The 15,137-nt window shown below is 51.4% G+C and carries 17 protein-coding genes; 5 read left to right on the top strand and 12 right to left on the bottom strand.

Going from position 1 to position 15,137, the window contains the following annotated elements:
- The first annotated feature begins 101 nt into the window (after positions 1-101).
- Positions 102-1,151, top strand: a complete 1,050-nt coding sequence (locus ACI1P1_RS27060; protein WP_416219661.1) for an HD-GYP domain-containing protein — start codon at positions 102-104, stop codon at positions 1,149-1,151.
- Positions 1,152-1,258: 107 nt separating this feature from the next.
- Here ACI1P1_RS27060 and ACI1P1_RS27055 read toward each other — a convergent pair whose 3' ends face one another.
- Positions 1,259-2,410 carry a C40 family peptidase gene (locus tag ACI1P1_RS27055; RefSeq protein WP_416219660.1) on the bottom strand — a complete coding sequence of 384 codons (1,152 nt, stop codon included), beginning with the start codon at positions 2,408-2,410 and terminating at the stop codon, positions 1,259-1,261.
- Between the two features lie 214 nt (positions 2,411-2,624).
- Between ACI1P1_RS27055 and ACI1P1_RS27050 the strand changes: the two genes are divergently transcribed.
- From ACI1P1_RS27050 to ACI1P1_RS27040, 3 genes are all read left to right on the top strand, one after another.
- Positions 2,625-3,245, top strand: coding sequence for a TetR/AcrR family transcriptional regulator (locus ACI1P1_RS27050; protein WP_416219659.1), 621 nt, complete (start codon positions 2,625-2,627; stop codon positions 3,243-3,245).
- 52 nt (positions 3,246-3,297) lie between these two features.
- On the top strand, positions 3,298-5,748 hold the full coding sequence (locus ACI1P1_RS27045; protein ID WP_416219658.1) for an MMPL family transporter: 2,451 nt from the start codon (positions 3,298-3,300) through the stop codon (positions 5,746-5,748).
- Between the two features lie 159 nt (positions 5,749-5,907).
- The gene (locus ACI1P1_RS27040; RefSeq protein WP_416219657.1) at positions 5,908-6,426 is read left to right on the top strand and encodes a DUF3231 family protein; all 519 of its coding nucleotides are present in this window, start codon (positions 5,908-5,910) and stop codon (positions 6,424-6,426) included.
- 31 nt (positions 6,427-6,457) lie between these two features.
- On the opposite strand, the gene ACI1P1_RS27035 is transcribed toward ACI1P1_RS27040, so the two are convergent.
- From ACI1P1_RS27035 to ACI1P1_RS26990, 10 genes are all read right to left on the bottom strand, one after another.
- Positions 6,458-6,916 (bottom strand): hypothetical protein, encoded by a 459-nt coding sequence (locus ACI1P1_RS27035; protein WP_416219656.1) that lies wholly within the window; start codon positions 6,914-6,916, stop codon positions 6,458-6,460.
- Positions 6,913-8,178: a DNA polymerase IV gene (locus tag ACI1P1_RS27030; protein ID WP_416219654.1), complete on the bottom strand. Its 1,266-nt coding sequence runs from the start codon at positions 8,176-8,178 to the stop codon at positions 6,913-6,915. The genes ACI1P1_RS27035 and ACI1P1_RS27030 overlap by 4 nt, the downstream gene beginning before the upstream one ends.
- Positions 8,175-8,369, bottom strand: coding sequence for a hypothetical protein (locus ACI1P1_RS27025; RefSeq protein ID WP_416219653.1), 195 nt, complete (start codon positions 8,367-8,369; stop codon positions 8,175-8,177). Before ACI1P1_RS27025 ends, ACI1P1_RS27030 begins: the two co-directional genes overlap by 4 nt.
- A gap of 154 nt (positions 8,370-8,523) precedes the next feature.
- Positions 8,524-9,081 carry a DEAD/DEAH box helicase family protein gene (locus tag ACI1P1_RS27020; RefSeq protein ID WP_416219652.1) on the bottom strand — a complete coding sequence of 186 codons (558 nt, stop codon included), beginning with the start codon at positions 9,079-9,081 and terminating at the stop codon, positions 8,524-8,526.
- A 38-nt stretch (positions 9,082-9,119) separates the two neighbouring features.
- Positions 9,120-9,635 carry a spermidine/spermine N(1)-acetyltransferase gene (gene paiA, locus ACI1P1_RS27015; protein WP_416219651.1) on the bottom strand — a complete coding sequence of 172 codons (516 nt, stop codon included), beginning with the start codon at positions 9,633-9,635 and terminating at the stop codon, positions 9,120-9,122.
- A 24-nt stretch (positions 9,636-9,659) separates the two neighbouring features.
- A complete protein-coding gene (locus ACI1P1_RS27010; RefSeq protein WP_416219650.1) occupies positions 9,660-10,112 on the bottom strand; it encodes a MarR family winged helix-turn-helix transcriptional regulator in 453 nt (150 codons plus the stop codon).
- 73 nt (positions 10,113-10,185) lie between these two features.
- Entirely contained in the window at positions 10,186-10,803 is a 618-nt protein-coding gene (locus ACI1P1_RS27005) for a response regulator transcription factor (protein WP_416219649.1), read from the bottom strand.
- A 212-nt stretch (positions 10,804-11,015) separates the two neighbouring features.
- Complete coding sequence (locus tag ACI1P1_RS27000) at positions 11,016-11,414, bottom strand: hypothetical protein (RefSeq protein ID WP_416219648.1); 399 nt, start codon at positions 11,412-11,414, stop codon at positions 11,016-11,018.
- 110 nt (positions 11,415-11,524) lie between these two features.
- Positions 11,525-12,034, bottom strand: coding sequence for an accessory gene regulator B family protein (locus tag ACI1P1_RS26995; protein WP_416219725.1), 510 nt, complete (start codon positions 12,032-12,034; stop codon positions 11,525-11,527).
- A complete protein-coding gene (locus ACI1P1_RS26990; protein WP_416219647.1) occupies positions 11,976-12,692 on the bottom strand; it encodes a hypothetical protein in 717 nt (238 codons plus the stop codon). The genes ACI1P1_RS26995 and ACI1P1_RS26990 overlap by 59 nt, the downstream gene beginning before the upstream one ends.
- Positions 12,693-12,784: 92 nt before the next feature.
- Here ACI1P1_RS26990 and ACI1P1_RS26985 point away from each other — a divergent pair, with 92 nt between their 5' ends.
- Positions 12,785-13,324 (top strand): stalk domain-containing protein, encoded by a 540-nt coding sequence (locus ACI1P1_RS26985; protein ID WP_416219646.1) that lies wholly within the window; start codon positions 12,785-12,787, stop codon positions 13,322-13,324.
- A 339-nt stretch (positions 13,325-13,663) separates the two neighbouring features.
- Here the strand turns inward: ACI1P1_RS26985 and sufB are convergent, their stop codons facing one another.
- On the bottom strand, positions 13,664-15,061 hold the full coding sequence (sufB, locus tag ACI1P1_RS26980; RefSeq protein WP_416219645.1) for a Fe-S cluster assembly protein SufB: 1,398 nt from the start codon (positions 15,059-15,061) through the stop codon (positions 13,664-13,666).
- Between the last annotated feature and the right edge of the window lie 76 nt (positions 15,062-15,137).

The following is a 15,137-nucleotide window of genomic DNA, read 5'->3' as shown; positions in this document are numbered from 1 at the left end:
GTGGAAAAATAGTACATTTTACTCGTTGCCAAAATATTCATCCCTTGCTACTATAATGTTACACAGAAAATGCGATGAATTTCGCCATGGGGTGACATATTATGAAAATCCATGTTATGGATCTTCTTCCTGGAGACAGATTGACCCAAGATGTTTTTAATTCTTACGGTCTCCATGTTTTATCGGCGGACGCTTACTTAGGAAGCGATTCCATTGCCCGGCTGTTGGCTCACAATATTGAATACATCGAGATTGAGCGCTCCGAGGAATCGGCCGCCGCCAGTGTCACTCTATCGACCCTTCCTACCTACCCTTCCGTCCAGATTTCCTATGACGCCAGTTTGGCGGGTCTGGGTCTACTGTTTACCCAGGCGCTGGGAGAAGGACGGATTGAGCAGGATATTGTAGATGCCAGCTTCGAGCCTTTGGCCGAAAGCTTTCATAAAGAGAAGAATCTGGTCTCCCTGATGCTTTCCCTGGAGAACAGCGACGATTATACCTTTAACCACAGCGTTCAAGTGGGGATGCTTGCTTATTATTTGGCCCGCTGGCTGGGATACCCGGAGAGTTTTGCCCTGGATGCGGGAAAAGCCGGTTTTGTCCATGACATCGGCATGAGCAGGGTGGATCCGGCCATCCTCAGGAAGCCCTCGAAGCTGACTGAAGAGGAATATGCAGCCGTCAAAAAGCATGTGGAATACGGAGAGGAGATTCTGAAGCGGGCCTATCCCGACAATTCCCCGATTCTGCTGGGCGCCATGCAGCACCACGAGCGGATGGACGGCAGCGGGTATCCCCATGGCCTGATGGGAGAGGACATTTCCGTGATCGGCCGCATTCTGGCGGTTACCGATATCTACAGCGCCATGATCACCTCCCGCGTGTACCAGAAGGAGCGGGACCTCCTGTTTGTGCTGAAGGAGATCAACCGGCTCAGCTTTACCAGTCTGGACCCTACTATCACCCAGGTCTTCATCCGCAATCTGGTGCCGAACCTCCTGGGCAAAACCGTCGAGCTGTTCGACGGCAGACGCGGCGTCATCGTGCTGACCAATTACACGGATTTTTTCCGGCCGCTGATCAAGATTGACAATGAATTCGTAGATTTGAGCAAACATCCCGAGCTGTCTATTCTGAAGGTTTTGGCTTAGTGCTGCGGGTTGTTTGAAACCGTTTCCCCAGTTCATATCGAACAAAGACTGCTGCCCTCTTTTGGAGGTGCCAGCAGTCTTTTTTGATTTACAGGTTGGCCTGTGCGTTATTCAGCAATCCGTTTGGCAAAGAGGAAGGTTCTTTTCCAATAAGCCTTGTCGATGCTGGTGATTTGCACTCCGTCCTTGGGTTCGGGAGAAGCATGGATCATGTTCCGGTTGCCGACATAAATTCCCACATGGCCGACAGTTTTGTTGGTTTGGAACCGACCGGGCACATAGAAATAAAGTAAATCCCCCACCCGCAGGCTGCTGCGGCTTACGCTGGTGCCGAGTTTGCCCTGGGCTCTGGCTGTACGCGGCAGGGAAATGCCGTATTTATCGAAGAGATAGGCGGTATACGAGGAACAGTCGAAGGTGCCGTTCTCCGGGTAAGGGGGGGCGCCGAACTCATAACGCACACCCAGATAGGTCCGGGCTCTGGCGATAAGCGCGGGTATGTTAATATCCTTCAGGGCCGCTGCCGGAATGGCCTCTTCCAGTAGGTCCAGCTTGTCCGGCACTGCCGCAGCGGATATATCCGCAGCCGCTTGTTTGTATGGGTCCTCCGCGTCGTCGCCGAAATCCAGCGCGCTGCCCTCCGGCAAAGGCGCATCCTCATCCACCTTCAGCGGGATCTGCTCCGGCGAGGGCTTCAGCACCAGTGACTGGCCTTCCTTGGCGAATACCAAGTCATCTGCCAGCAGATCCGAAACCGCAGACAGCGGAATGCAGGGCACACCGTCAATCATCCGGGGCGGTGTTTTGAGCTGCAGGCGGTCATCCTCCCTGCGGGCTTCCACGGAATCCAGGTTCAGCTCGAAGGCAGCATCGTTGTCGCCGAATTTCATAGTTTGCTTGTTATTGTCCCATTTGAACCGGTAGCCCACCATACGGACCAGCTGCTCAGCCTCCACATACTCCTCGCCGTTGGCGTTTTTCAGAGGAATGGAAGCCTCTCCTTGTGCGGAGGGCAAAGCGACGGGGCCGGGAGATCCGCTAAGAATGGACAGGTTATCCACCGCGGATGACCCGCTGGAATAAGGCGAGCTTGAAGGCTGCTGGGAACCGGCATTGTTGGCCGAAACATTGTTGCCCGACTGATTGTTCGAAGCATGGTTGCCCGAGGCGTTATTTCCGTTATTCCCGCCACAGGCCGATGTGATTGCCAATGCCGATGCAAAACAAAAAACGGCGCTTAAACGCGCAAGCTTTCTCATAAGGGTTTACTCCTTCTTCCAAATCGGATTTGGGTGCTTCCCTTAGATTCACTTCCCCGCGGCTTCTTTATTCTGAAAAAAACTTCCTCCCGGACTAAGCCAAGCCTTGCATTTAAGGCATGTTTGCTTTTTAGGCATAATTGCACATTAGGCAAGTTCTATGTTAGGATACATACAGAGCATACCCGACTAAGAAAGGCGGTGAAAATCACATTTGAACAAACCAAGCCTGCGCGATCTAAAAAAAGAAGCCACTGCCCATGCCTTGGCTGACGCGGCCTTCGAGCTTGCTGTAGAACGGGGGCTGGACGGATTTGTCGTCGATGATGTCGTACAACGCGCCGGCTATTCCAGACGAACCTTTGCCAACTATTTTTCCTGCAAGGAGGAAGCAGTGGCCACAGCCGTCATTCCTTATTCCAGCAACCAGCAGCATGAGGCAGAACGTCTCTTGGAGAATTTGCCGGAAAACACATCCCTGCTTGATGCTCTGTACCAGCTGATGAAGCTGCAGTTTCTGGAGGGCCTTCTTCTGAAGATGCGGGAGGTTGTGTCCCTTTCCAACACACATCCGACATTGGAGCCTTATATCCTCAGCGTGTTCCGCGGGCTTCAAAACAGTGCAATGGAGACGCTGAACGGGCTGTCCCATGGCCGTTACCCGAATGGGTACACCCATCTTCTTGTCGGTGCCGTTTACGGAGCGATGCTGCCTGTCATCGACGGCACGCTGAATGTGCTTCTCCCCGGAGATACCGTCACTGACGAACAGGATGCCACCACGTTTGAGGAGTACCTGGAGACCACCTTCCGTTATCTGCGCAATGGTTTCTAGTTGAGGTTAAGGACGTCCGAATTTATAGAAAAAAAGGAGAGGACCATACCGCATGTCCACATTCTTGTACAAAATCGGAAGAAAGGCTTACGACAAGCCGTGGTACTTTATCAGCGCCTGGATCGTCGTGCTTGCTGTTGTTGTTTCTCTGCTCGGCATCAATGGAATCCATATGAGCACCGAGTTCAAAATGGAAGGCACCGAATCGCAAAAGGTGCTGGATAAACTGGAGAAGGAGCTGCCGGAGGCCTCCGGCGGTCAAGCCAGCGTGGTGTTTACCGTGCCCGAGGGCCAACGCCTGGATACGCCAGAGCATATAGCCGCTATGACCAAGGCGGTCAACAAGGTATACGGCATGGATTATGTGATTAATCCAGCCGAATTGGCCGCAGCTGCCGGAGCCGCGCAGCAGCAACAGCAGCAGGCTGCTCAAGCAGGGCAAGCCGCCGGAGCCCAGGGGGCAGGCGGCGCGGGAGCAGCCGGCGCTGCCAATCCCCAGGCGGCAGCCAATCCGGCAGCTGCCGGCGGAGCCCAAGGTGCGGGAGCAGCGGCTGCAGCCCCCGCGCAGATGCCTCCCTACGGTCCGCTGATGGTGAACGGCACTCCCGTCCCCGGTGTGCTGATTGCAACGGACGGCAGCGTGGCCCTGTTCCAATTCCAGTTTACCGTTCAGCAAACGTCCCTGCCCCAAAGTGTGGCCGACGATATCGTCGCTGCAGTGACGGAAGCCGAAGCAGGCACCAGCATCAAGGCGCTGCCCAGCGACAGCCTGAGAACCGCCGAGGTGGCCATTAGCTCCAATGAGGTGTACGGCCTCATTATTGCAGCCATTGTCCTGATCATGACTCTTGGTTCTGTTGTGGCGGCAGGACTGCCGATTGTTATCGCGCTGGTTGGTGTCGCTATCGGCGTTGGGGGCGCATTTGCCATCTCCACCTTTGTAGCTATGGCCTCCATCACTCCCATTCTGGCGCTGATGATCGGCCTGGCCGTAGGGATCGATTATTCCTTGTTTATTGTCAACCGCCAGCGGCGCCTTATCTTCGATCAAGGGCTGTCCGCCCGTGAAGCCGCCAGCCGGGCAGTTGGAACGGCAGGAAGCGCCGTATTCTTCGCCGGCCTTACCGTTATTATCGCTCTATGCGGTCTTCTCGTTATCCGCATTTCCTTCTTGAGCCTGATGGCGCTTATCGCCTCCGTTACAGTTTTCCTTACTGTTCTCATCGCTCTTACCCTGCTGCCGGCACTGCTCGGACTGGTTGGGGAAAAAATCTGCTCCGCAAAAGCCCGGGAAAAGGTACGCAGCCAGACTGCAGCCGGCATGGAGCATGGCACCGCCGACAAGTGGGTGAAGGGCATCATCAAATCCCGTTGGGCCGTGATCGTGGGCGTTATTGTCATTCTTGGCGCCGCAGCCATTCCCACCATGGATATGAAGCTTGGTATGCCTTCCGGGGCAACAGCCAACCTGGATACGCCCCAACGCCAAAGCTATGACGCCATCTCCAACGGCTTCGGAGAAGGCTTTAACGGCCCGCTGGTAATCGTAGCGGAGCCCAAGGACCCTTCACAAGCAATCACGCCGCAGGTTTTGGGCGGACTTGTCCAGGACATCCAGAAGGTTCCGGATGTGTCGGTAGTGTCTCCTCTTGGCATGAAGCCTGATGGCAGCGTGGCTATCCTGAGTGTGATACCGGGCTCCGGCCCAACTGACGAAGCCACGAAGGATCTGGTTACCCATCTGCGGGATGCTGATTCGGCATTTGCTAAGACCTACCAGGTCGAGCTGGGGGTAACCGGCTTTACGGCTATCAATATTGATATGTCCTCCAAGCTGGCAGAGGTTTTCCCGGTGTACATCGGCATTATTGTGATTCTGTCCCTGATCATTCTGCTGTTGGTCTTCCGTTCCATTCTTGTTCCCGTAAAAGCCACCGTGGGCTTCCTGCTCAGCGTGCTCGCCACCTTCGGGATTACCACCGCCGTGTTCCAGTGGGGCTGGATGAAGGAGCTGTTCGGCTTTGATACGGGCAGCCCGCTCCTGAGCTTCCTTCCTATCCTGGTAACCGGCATTCTGTACGGCCTGGCTATGGACTATCAGGTCTTCCTGGTTTCCTCTATGCGCGAGTCTTACGTCCACGGACACCGGGGCACAGCCAGCGTCAACCATGGCTACAACCAGGTTAGCCGTGTAGTCGTAGCCGCGGCGGTTATCATGGTATCCGTGTTCGCAGGCTTCATTCTGTCCCCGGACATTATGATCAAGCAGATGGGCTTCGCTTTGGCCATCGGCATTCTGATCGATGCTTTCATTGTCCGCATGGCGCTGGTTCCCGCTGCTATGGCCATCTTCGGGGATAAGGCCTGGTGGCTGCCCAAATGGCTGGACCGCCTCCTCCCCAATCTGGATGTGGAGGGCGACAAGCTCATCGCAGAGCTGGAACGCCAGAATGGAACCAGCAGCAGCCCTGCCCAGAAGCAAAAAACCCGCAAGGGACACTAATTTCATACCATCTTCAAGAGCAGGGGCAGTATCCTCCCTGCTCTTTTTTTTCCTGCCTAAACGCACTTGGGAGCTCGCTCTGGGGGTTGCATAAAACCCCTCCCGGAGGCTCATCTTAACGATGGCTCATCAATCCCAAACAAGAAAGGAACGAAACCAATGGGCGTTTTGGACGGCAATTCCAAGCAGCAACCTCTTCATTATGGTGAAATTAATGACCTCTGGAGCTTTTCTATGAAGGCGAAGGGCTGTATTTCCACGAACCGTGCTTTCCTGAACCATGCGGAGGATAAAGAACTGAAGGGTGTCCTCAAGGACATCATCAATCAAGCCGAGCTGGAGGCCAGCGAATGCGACAGCATTCTCATTGCCAACGGCATTGTGCCTTTCCCAGCATGGCCCGATCGTCCCGAAGCCAAATTCGAGGACATTCCCGTGGGTGCCCGGTTCAGCGACCAGGAAATCGCTGCTATGGCCGGTGCGGATACCTCCTTGGGTTTGGTAGCATGCAGCCAAATCATGGGGATGTCTATCCGTGAGGATATCGGCGCCCTGTTCGGCAAGTATCATATGACCAAAGCGGCACTGGGTCTGAAAATCCTGAAGATGTGCAAGGATAAAGGCTGGATCGTGCCTCCTCCGCTTCAGCTGAAACGCCCCGAGCTAGTGGAGGTGTAATACCGTGCCCCCTGCTGCTGCGGGGGGTTTTTTAGGTGTTCAGCTTTGCCCACACCTCCTTCATATACCGGGCAAGACGGATTTCCATCTGGGCCCGGGTTTCCTCTCTGGTAATCCCGAAGGTGCCGGAGTACCCCTTATAGCGGTATGTATACTGGAGAACAATATCATCCTGCTCTCCAGGCGATATATGGATATTTCTCCGTGTGAGCTCCCGCCTGAGCCCGAACAGCTCCCGCTCTACCGTTCCAGCGATTTCCTCCGCCAGGGCGATGTACAGCGTTTTGAACAGCTCCTTGCCGGTCTGAAGCCGGTCAATGTTTCTCTGAATCACCGTAAGCATATAGGGCAGCAGGATATAGTCACGGATCATGACCCATTCCTCTACGGAAGGTTGGTCGCTCTTGGGTTTATCATATCGGACCTCATAAGCCTCGGTATGCTCCTTAAGCAGAAATTTGGTTGTCCATCTGTCTTCGCCGGAACTCATATAAAGTGTCCTCCGATCTGTCCTGCCCGCTCCCGCGCAACCCCCGCCTCATACAAGGAGGAGGCCCGCAGAATGGCATCGCTGCCGTAACGGTCTTTGATCTGGTCTATGGTGCGTTCCATGGCATACAGCTTGGGCCGGTTATCGAACAAGGTGAGCTGATACGTGTCATCCGCCGTAAGCTGGTCCAGAGCAATGGTCAAATGTCCAACTGGCAGACCCGACCAGTGCCGCCGAAAAAGTTCTTGAGCCACCTCCGCCACCTCGTGGGTCAAAGAAGTAGGCTGTGGCAGGGTAATTTGCCTGCCGAAGGAGTTTCCCCGTTCCCCGTCGGTTTCTGCAGCCCCTACAAATATCACCTGCCCCATCACGCCATATTTCCGGGCCCGCCGGCAAACCTCTACCACCAGCTCCAACAGCACCACCTCAATGTCCTCCAGCTTGCGGTAGAGGCTGGCCCGGAGGGTTTTTCCGTGGCTGATGCTTTTGTGCTTGCCGGGCCGGATTCCCGCCTTTACAGCGCTGGGGTCGATCCCCCGGGCCACCTGCCAATAATATTCCGCTTTAATGTCGCTTTGTTTGCCCATTTCGTACCGCATTCTCCGTTTGAAATCCCCCAGCTCCAACCGCGCCAAATCTCCAATGGTCTGGATGCCCATCCGCATAAAGTGCCGGGTCATCCGGCCGGCCACCATGTACATCTGATGAATGGGCAGAGGCCACAGCTCCTGCTCCAGATTGTCGTATCCCAGCCGGAAAACCCCTCCCTCCCGTTTTTTGGCAAAGTTGTCCGTAGCGGTTTTGGCCAAAATTTTCGTCGGTCCGATCCCCACCCGGGTCCATACACCGGTGGATACCAGAACCCGGTTCTGGATATTGCGCGCCAGTTCCTCTGCAGTTCCGTACTTGTGGAGGGTGCCCGTCACATCCAGAAACTGCTCGTCAATGGAGAACGGCTCCACCTGATCCGTATACGCTTCGTAAATTTTGGTGATAAACAAAGACAGCTTGATGTACATCCGCATCCGCGGCCGGATCACCACCAGCTCCGGACATTTCCTCCGGGCTTGGAACACCCGCTCCGCTGTAGTCACTCCCCGGCCTTTGGCAAGAGGGCATGCGGCCAAAATAATGCCCGACGGGCGCTCCGGATCTCCGATGGCCACAGGCGTTTCTTTCAGTTCGGGGCGGGCCGCCTTTTCTACGCTGGCGTAGAAGGACTGGCAGTCAATCAGAAAGATCACCCGCTCCCCGACCGTCATGACACCGACGCCACCGGCTGGACCGCCATAATCCGTTCGGCCAGAAACAGCCGCGGTGCACCTGCAGCATAACAATGCGCCTTGATTTTCCCGCCCTCCACCGCCAGCACCCGGATGCGGCGTTTGCTGAAAGCTCCCGATTTGTCCTGATAAATGATCGTGACGGTGTGGCCCACATACTTTTGCATCATAACCGCCTCCACAAAATAAGAACGTATATTCGTATTATATGCACGAATGTATGTTCTTATGCAAGTGGAAATTATACACAATTGCAATTGTTCCCGGCAGCAAAAAAAACCGCCTTCGTCTAAAAGGCGGCTTTTCGGAGTGGCTTCGCTATATTTACAATTGAAACTTCTCCTTGATCATGACCGCAACCTCTGCGGCAGATAAATCAGTATTATTAATCCGGAGGTAATTCTCCCTCTGAATTTCTCCCTCATAGGAATTCAGCCGATGCTGCTCCGCGGTTCTTTTCAATTCCTGTTCGGATCGGCCAACATCCCGCTTCGTAGGTTTATGCTCCAGCCTATGAGGCGATTTGTTCCGTTCCACTCTCTGGTCAAGCTCTGCTTCAAGCTCAACCAGGTACACCTCAGCTCCTTTTTCTTCGAAAATCCCAAAAACCTTATTTACATAATCCCAATCGCTCTGTAAATCAAATGCCCACACATAGGTAAATATTAAACCCGGCATTTCACTGGCCGCGGCAGCTTCGAAGATATCCTGCCTGAATTTATCCGTCAATCTCCACATCTCACGGCTGAACCCAAAATAAGGAACCAGCATTTCAATCGTCATGTGATTGTGGAACAGCTTTAGCTCCGTAACTTTCTCCAGTTCATGCCCTACGGTCATTTTCCCCACCGCTTGCGGTCCGAATATCAGAACAAATTTCAAGGGAAACGTCCTCCTGTAAAGATTATAGCTGATTCAAATTACAACCGCTTCGTCAGAATGAAGTCCGTTTGCTCCTCATCTCCCATAAAGAACGAGTGTGCTCCCGTTAGCTCGAACCCCTGCTTCCGGTAAAAATCCTTGGCATTCTCATTTTTCTCCCACACACCCAGCCAAATTTCCGTCTTGCCGTGGAGACGGGCGGTTTCTGCCGCCTTGTTCATCAGATGTTTCCCCAGTCCCTTGCGGTGGAACTGCTGCCGCACATAAACTCTTTCTATCTCAAGGGAGTTCCCCCCCATTTTTTCCGATTGGGCATCGTTCACGTTCAACTTCAGATATCCCGCAGGCTCTCCCTGGAAATAAATCAGGTGGAATTCCGTTCCGGGGATGGAGAGCTCCTCTTCCAGCCTTTTTAAGTTGAACGCCTTATCCAAATACGCCTTCATATTTTCCGGCGTGTTCTGCTCCTTGAAGGTATCGTTGAAGGTTTCAATGCTGAGCTCCTGCAGCAGCCCCACATCCTCCAAGCCGCATGTTTTTATTTCTACCGTCACAAAACCTAACCCCTTTATGGCAAATTAATAGCTTCGCTTGTTCCCCTTTTTTACAAATTCCCAATCTACTTCTATGTTTTTCCGCACCCGTTGGAGAAGATGAAGGATAGTTTCTGCTTCACTCGGGGAAAACCCCGTTAACGCAACAGCCTCCGAATGCCGGTGCTCCCGCAGGATAAAAGGGAATACACCCTCCCCCTTTTCCGTGGGAAAAAGCCTCTTTATTTTTTTGTTATGAGTATCATCCCGCTTCTCAATAAAACCGTTCATTTCCAGCTTTTGAATGGCCCGTGCGGCGGTAGTCCTGTCCACCTTAATCAGTTCAGCCAGATTTTCCTGAATGATTCCCGGATGTTCACAGATGCGGACCAGATACAGATATTGCCCTTTCGTAAGCTCGAATTCCTTAAATTCAATATTGCTGATGGAATCCAACGCCCTGGCGATCATTCCGATTTCACGCAGAATCTCTTTCACGCATGCACTCCCTGTTCCCGCGGCTAATCTAAGTACCCCTTAATCGTACATGAATTTTGTTGTATTTACAACATTATTTATCGTAATATTTGGTCCGCATAAACCGTTCCACGGCTTCGCTTTTATTTTTGGCTCCTAATTTTTCGAATATTTTCTTGGTATAGTTATCCACGGTCCTTCTGCTCATATGGATCAATCCGGCAATTTGCTCATACGTGGAGCCGCTCATCAATTCCTTCATAATGTAAATCTCCTCCGTGCTTAAGTCTGCAACCACATCGTTGGAGGAAGGCAGCTTTTCAACCGGGCAGTAAGGAAAAACCATCAGGCCGGATAAAATGCAGCTTACCGCATTCTTAATCGCATGCGCCTCCATCTCCTTGGACAGCGCACCGTATGCCCGTATATCGAAAATTTTAGGAAGCAAGGACATGATATCCAGACCGCTCATAAAGAGGATTTTGGAATCGGGCTTCTGGCTCAAAATCTCCTTCGCGGCTTCCGTTCCGATCATATCTTGCAGGTAATAATCCATGATAATCAGATCGGGCTGATAAGCCATAGCTTTTTCGATACTGTCTCTTCCGGTAAAAGAAATTTGGATATCCCCGATTTCATCCATAGTTTTTAGTAATTCTTTGGTTGCATTTGCCATTAACGGGTGATCGTCCACGATTAGAATGGTTTTCATTGCATCCTACCCCTCAATACTTTTGCAACTAATTGCAATTTATGTGCATTTATAATTACACAAGATTGCATTGATATGTAATTAATATACAAAAGAATTGCAGAATTTTTTGTTGAAATCTGTCGGTAATCATGATGAAATCGAGTATCACCCGAAAATTCTTTACATTTATTATGTTCGATGGTAAAATTACGCACCCAAAATAAAAAGACCTAGTTTTTACCAGGTCTTTTTATCAGATGACTATATTTTTCCTGCATGGGGCCTGACACGCTGATTTTTTGCTGATCAGTAAGTATGGCCTCGCATCCCCCATAATTCCCCATCACAATGGCCTCAACGAACCTCATGTTCACCAGCTGGGATGGATTGAGGAAATCATACCCGACATCCTTCAGAATAACCGCAAACGTCTGCAAGGACATGATGGTAATGAGCGGCCCATAAATCGTATAGAAAATCGGAGTTTTATCGGGTATGGAATGAGGAAGCTTTTTGTACAGCGCTTTTTTGCTCAGCTCAATAAAAAGTAAATCCGTTTTTAAGTCAAACTCCACAAAATCACTGTCGTCACCAGCTCTGTTGTAAAGCTTGACTCCTGTCATCTTCATACGCTTTGCTTCCTTACTTTTTGAGGGATTTCATCGGCTTCACTTTGTTTCCCAACATACCTTTGCGCAATCCCGCCAGGATATTCTTCTTTCCGTTTGCAGTTGTCTTTTTACTCATATCTCCACCCCCTTCCAAATAAGGTCAGAGCCTGAGCACATACAGATAATGCCACAGTGGATGGGACAATGAATAACCCAGACGCAGTAGCAGCCAATCCACACAGCACCAAAATCTGCTTCCAATTATGTTGCTGTTCTTTGCCACGCCAAATCATAATGATAATAAGGGCCGGAGCCAGGAAATAAGGGAACCATGCAGCCGGCAGCTCTATATTGGAAATAACCGTAAAAATGGACACAGATAATACAACGCAGCCCGTTAAGGTTTTCATGTGAAAGCCGCCTGTAAGGATTCGGGTTGTCCAAAACGCAGCTATAGCGAAAACACATTCAACCAGATTACCGGTGAAGCAGGCAATAGCCAGACTTAATAATATAACCGAGCAATTGCTTATGAGGAAGGAGAGACCCTCATAAATCTCCTCATCACTTTCATCCGGATCAGAGCCCTTTTTCCATTTTATCAGGCGGTAGGCGGTCCATTCTACTGCGTCTGGCATCATAATAATCCCTCATTCTGGAAATCAAGTAAAGCCATAGATAGCAGCATATATTTATGGAGGTTACCAGGAAAAAGGAAAAATGCTGGTAGGCTATAAAAGCTGTTACGAAGCTCAGCATTACTACAACGGCCACAACAAGCAGCTTTTTCTCCAATGGATTGGACGTTTCTTTCACAAAAAAATCATGAGGAGGACGGATTACATACGACCAACCCCATTGTTTTTTGTGAAGCAAAAAGCTGACAAGGAACACGGCCAGCTGTGAAATCATTTGTAGCATAAATATCCCGATTCCGGCGGTATCCTTCACGATCTGGCTATCCATAAGGCCGCTTAGGAAAAGGAGTGCGGCTAAAAAAAGCTGGATGGCCGCGAATGCGCTGTAGCCGGCGCAAGCGATAATGACCGATTTGACAATCCGGATCTTAATCACGTAGATCAGAAATCCAATATACATGGAGATTTGGACAACCATGTCCAAAGTGGCGGAGCCAACCTCGACCCGCAGCAGGTAGGAGGAGCAGGAAATAATGAGAGACAAAGCCAAAACCTCTCGACTATACTCAAAGAAGGGCATCCGAAACAGCTTAAACATGATTGCCAAAATAGCCAATGTATCCAGAAAACCCAAAATCAAATACGCTGCAAGTGCCATTGGGACACCTTTCCAAAGAAGGTTATATTATTACTATAAAGGATAATGGGTATATTTTCTAATTGTAATATTTGTTAATTATAAAGTGGGTTATGAAGAAATTTGTCGCCGGCCTTCTATGTGGTGCAGGTTTAATGCTGTCGGTCTCTGTCTTCGCAGAAGGCGCTATCCAACAAATAACAGCCTATCTCACACCAGATATTTCGGTAGAAGTGAATGGCAGAAAAATTATTTTAGAGCATACCCCCGTTAATTACGACGGCACAATCTATTTGCCGGTCCGGGAAATGGCTGGTGTTGTTAACCTGTCGGTAGATTGGGTCGAAGCTACCCGGACCGCAAAGCTGGGCAGCGGCAGCAAAACAGGGCAAGGCTCCGCTTCGGGGTCTGCTTCAATTGCAAATCCCGGCACCATTGAGGAACCCCCTCAAATAATAAAAAACGGGAATGTATACATCGGGCTCACTGCCTGGCAAAACAAATCCGGTGCCAAGGTCACAATAGACTACAAAAAACGGACTATCGTTATTGAACAGTCTGGCTACCCCATCGTAACCATCGATTCCAACAATGAAAATGAATATCTGATCGAAAATTCCATTTCTTATATTAATGCTGCGCTAGTTGAATAACCCCAATAAAACGGAACAGCCCGTGTCCCGTTAGTTCTGGGCACATATCCGGACTGAGGATCCGTTATTTCCCCAAAACACACGATTCTGATGATTTCGCGGACACAGGATACCTTATTGTCTCGCCATCCTGCCCCAACCGTCTCATTCCCAGCATATAACGGCCCCTGTGTCCGCTCAGCTGAAAAAACACCGTTTTTTTGTCCAATAACGGATCGTGGGTCCGCTCAGATAGCCAGGGATTATAACTGGAAGGAGCAAAAAAAGAAACAGACCGCCCTCACCAGAGGCTGCGGTCTGTTTCCCATCGTATTTACTATCGAGCGGTTGAGTTGCTGCTTACCCGATGCTGCCTTCCATTTCGAATTTTATCAACCGATTCATCTCCACCGCATACTCCATCGGCAGCTCCTTGGTGAAGGGTTCGATGAAGCCCATGACGATCATCTGGGTGGCTTCGGCTTCGGTGAGGCCGCGGCTCATGAGGTAGAAGAGCTGGTCCTCGGATACCTTGGATACGGTCGCTTCATGCTCCAGCGTGATGTTGTCGTTCATGATCTCGTTGTACGGGATGGTGTCCGATGTGGACTGTTTATCCATGATCAGGGTGTCACATTTGATGTTGGCCTTGGAGCCCTGGGAGTTGCGCCCGAAGGAGCTCAAGCCGCGGTAGGTCACCTTGCCGCCGTGTTTGGAGATGGACTTGGACACGATGGTGGAGGTGGTTTCCGGTGCCAGATGGATCATCTTGGCGCCTGCATCCTGGTGCTGGCCCTTGCCGGCTACGGCGATGGAGAGCACACTGCCCTTGGCGCCGCGGCCCTTCAGAACAACCGCCGGGTACTTCATGGTCAGCTTGGAACCGATGTTTCCGTCCACCCATTCCATGGTGGCATTTTCTTCGGCAACGGCACGTTTGGTCACCAGGTTATAGATGTTCGGTGCCCAGTTCTGGATGGTGGTGTACCGGACACGGGCGTTCTTCAGACACAGGATTTCCACCACGGCGCTGTGCAGAGAGTTGGTGCTGTAGATGGGAGCGGTACAGCCCTCTACATAGTGGACAAAGCTGTCTTCGTCGGCCACAATCAGTGTACGCTCGAACTGGCCCATGTTCTCCGAGTTGATGCGGAAGTAGGCCTGCAGCGGAATTTCGCATTTGACGCCCTTCGGCACGTAGATGAAGCTGCCCCCGGACCAAACGGCGCTGTTCAATGCAGCGAACTTGTTGTCCGCGGCAGGAATCACCGTGGAGAAATATTTGCGGAACAGCTCCGGATGCTCCCGGAGGGCGCTGTCAGTATCCATGAAGATAACCCCTTGCTCCTCCAGATCCTTCTGCATGCTGTGGTACACAACCTCAGACTCGTACTGGGCGGATACACCGGCCAGAAACTTTTGCTCCGCCTCGGGAATCCCCAGCTTGTCGAAGGTTTCCTTGATTTCGGAAGGAACCTCCTCCCAGGTTTTCCCTTGCTTTTCAGCAGGCTTCACATAATATTGGATGTCGTTAAAATCCAGATCATCCAAATCACCGCCCCACCGGGGCATGGGCATTTTGTTGAACAGCTCGAGGGACTTGAGGCGGAATTCCAGCATCCAATCCGGCTCATTCTTCATCTTGGAAATTTCGGTGACAATCTCCGGTGTGAGCCCCTTGCCGCTTTGGAACACAGCCTTGTGCTCGTCACGGAAGCCATATTTGTAATCTTCCATTTCTGGCATCTGCTTCGCCATTACGAATCCCTCCTCTTAATAGATCCCCCAAAAGTGACGCTAATGCTTCGTAGTAGATTCCGGGTACTTTTGGGGG

It is taken from the genome of Paenibacillus mesotrionivorans (assembly GCF_046098205.1).
GTDB classification, from domain to species: Bacteria; Bacillota; Bacilli; order Paenibacillales; family NBRC-103111; genus Paenibacillus_AR; species Paenibacillus_AR mesotrionivorans.
Note: the sequence above shows the minus strand (reverse complement) of the source record. Positions and strands in the feature narration are given on the sequence as shown.

Bases quoted from the DNA above. Each gene is read 5' to 3' on its own strand.
- ACI1P1_RS27060 (WP_416219661.1), top strand. From the start codon at position 102: ATGAAAATCCATGTTATGGATCTTCTTCCTGGAGACAGATTGACCCAA.
- ACI1P1_RS27055 (WP_416219660.1), bottom strand. From the start codon at position 2,410: ATGAGAAAGCTTGCGCGTTTAAGCGCCGTTTTTTGTTTTGCATCGGCA.
- ACI1P1_RS27045 (WP_416219658.1), top strand. From the start codon at position 3,298: ATGTCCACATTCTTGTACAAAATCGGAAGAAAGGCTTACGACAAGCCG.
- ACI1P1_RS27040 (WP_416219657.1), top strand. From the start codon at position 5,908: ATGGGCGTTTTGGACGGCAATTCCAAGCAGCAACCTCTTCATTATGGT.
- ACI1P1_RS27035 (WP_416219656.1), bottom strand. From the start codon at position 6,916: ATGAGTTCCGGCGAAGACAGATGGACAACCAAATTTCTGCTTAAGGAG.
- ACI1P1_RS27030 (WP_416219654.1), bottom strand. From the start codon at position 8,178: ATGACGGTCGGGGAGCGGGTGATCTTTCTGATTGACTGCCAGTCCTTC.
- ACI1P1_RS27025 (WP_416219653.1), bottom strand. From the start codon at position 8,369: ATGATGCAAAAGTATGTGGGCCACACCGTCACGATCATTTATCAGGAC.
- ACI1P1_RS27005 (WP_416219649.1), bottom strand. From the start codon at position 10,803: ATGAAAACCATTCTAATCGTGGACGATCACCCGTTAATGGCAAATGCA.
- ACI1P1_RS27000 (WP_416219648.1), bottom strand. From the start codon at position 11,414: ATGAAGATGACAGGAGTCAAGCTTTACAACAGAGCTGGTGACGACAGT.
- ACI1P1_RS26995 (WP_416219725.1), bottom strand. From the start codon at position 12,034: ATGCCAGACGCAGTAGAATGGACCGCCTACCGCCTGATAAAATGGAAA.
- ACI1P1_RS26990 (WP_416219647.1), bottom strand. From the start codon at position 12,692: ATGGCACTTGCAGCGTATTTGATTTTGGGTTTTCTGGATACATTGGCT.
- ACI1P1_RS26985 (WP_416219646.1), top strand. From the start codon at position 12,785: ATGAAGAAATTTGTCGCCGGCCTTCTATGTGGTGCAGGTTTAATGCTG.
- sufB (WP_416219645.1), bottom strand. From the start codon at position 15,061: ATGGCGAAGCAGATGCCAGAAATGGAAGATTACAAATATGGCTTCCGT.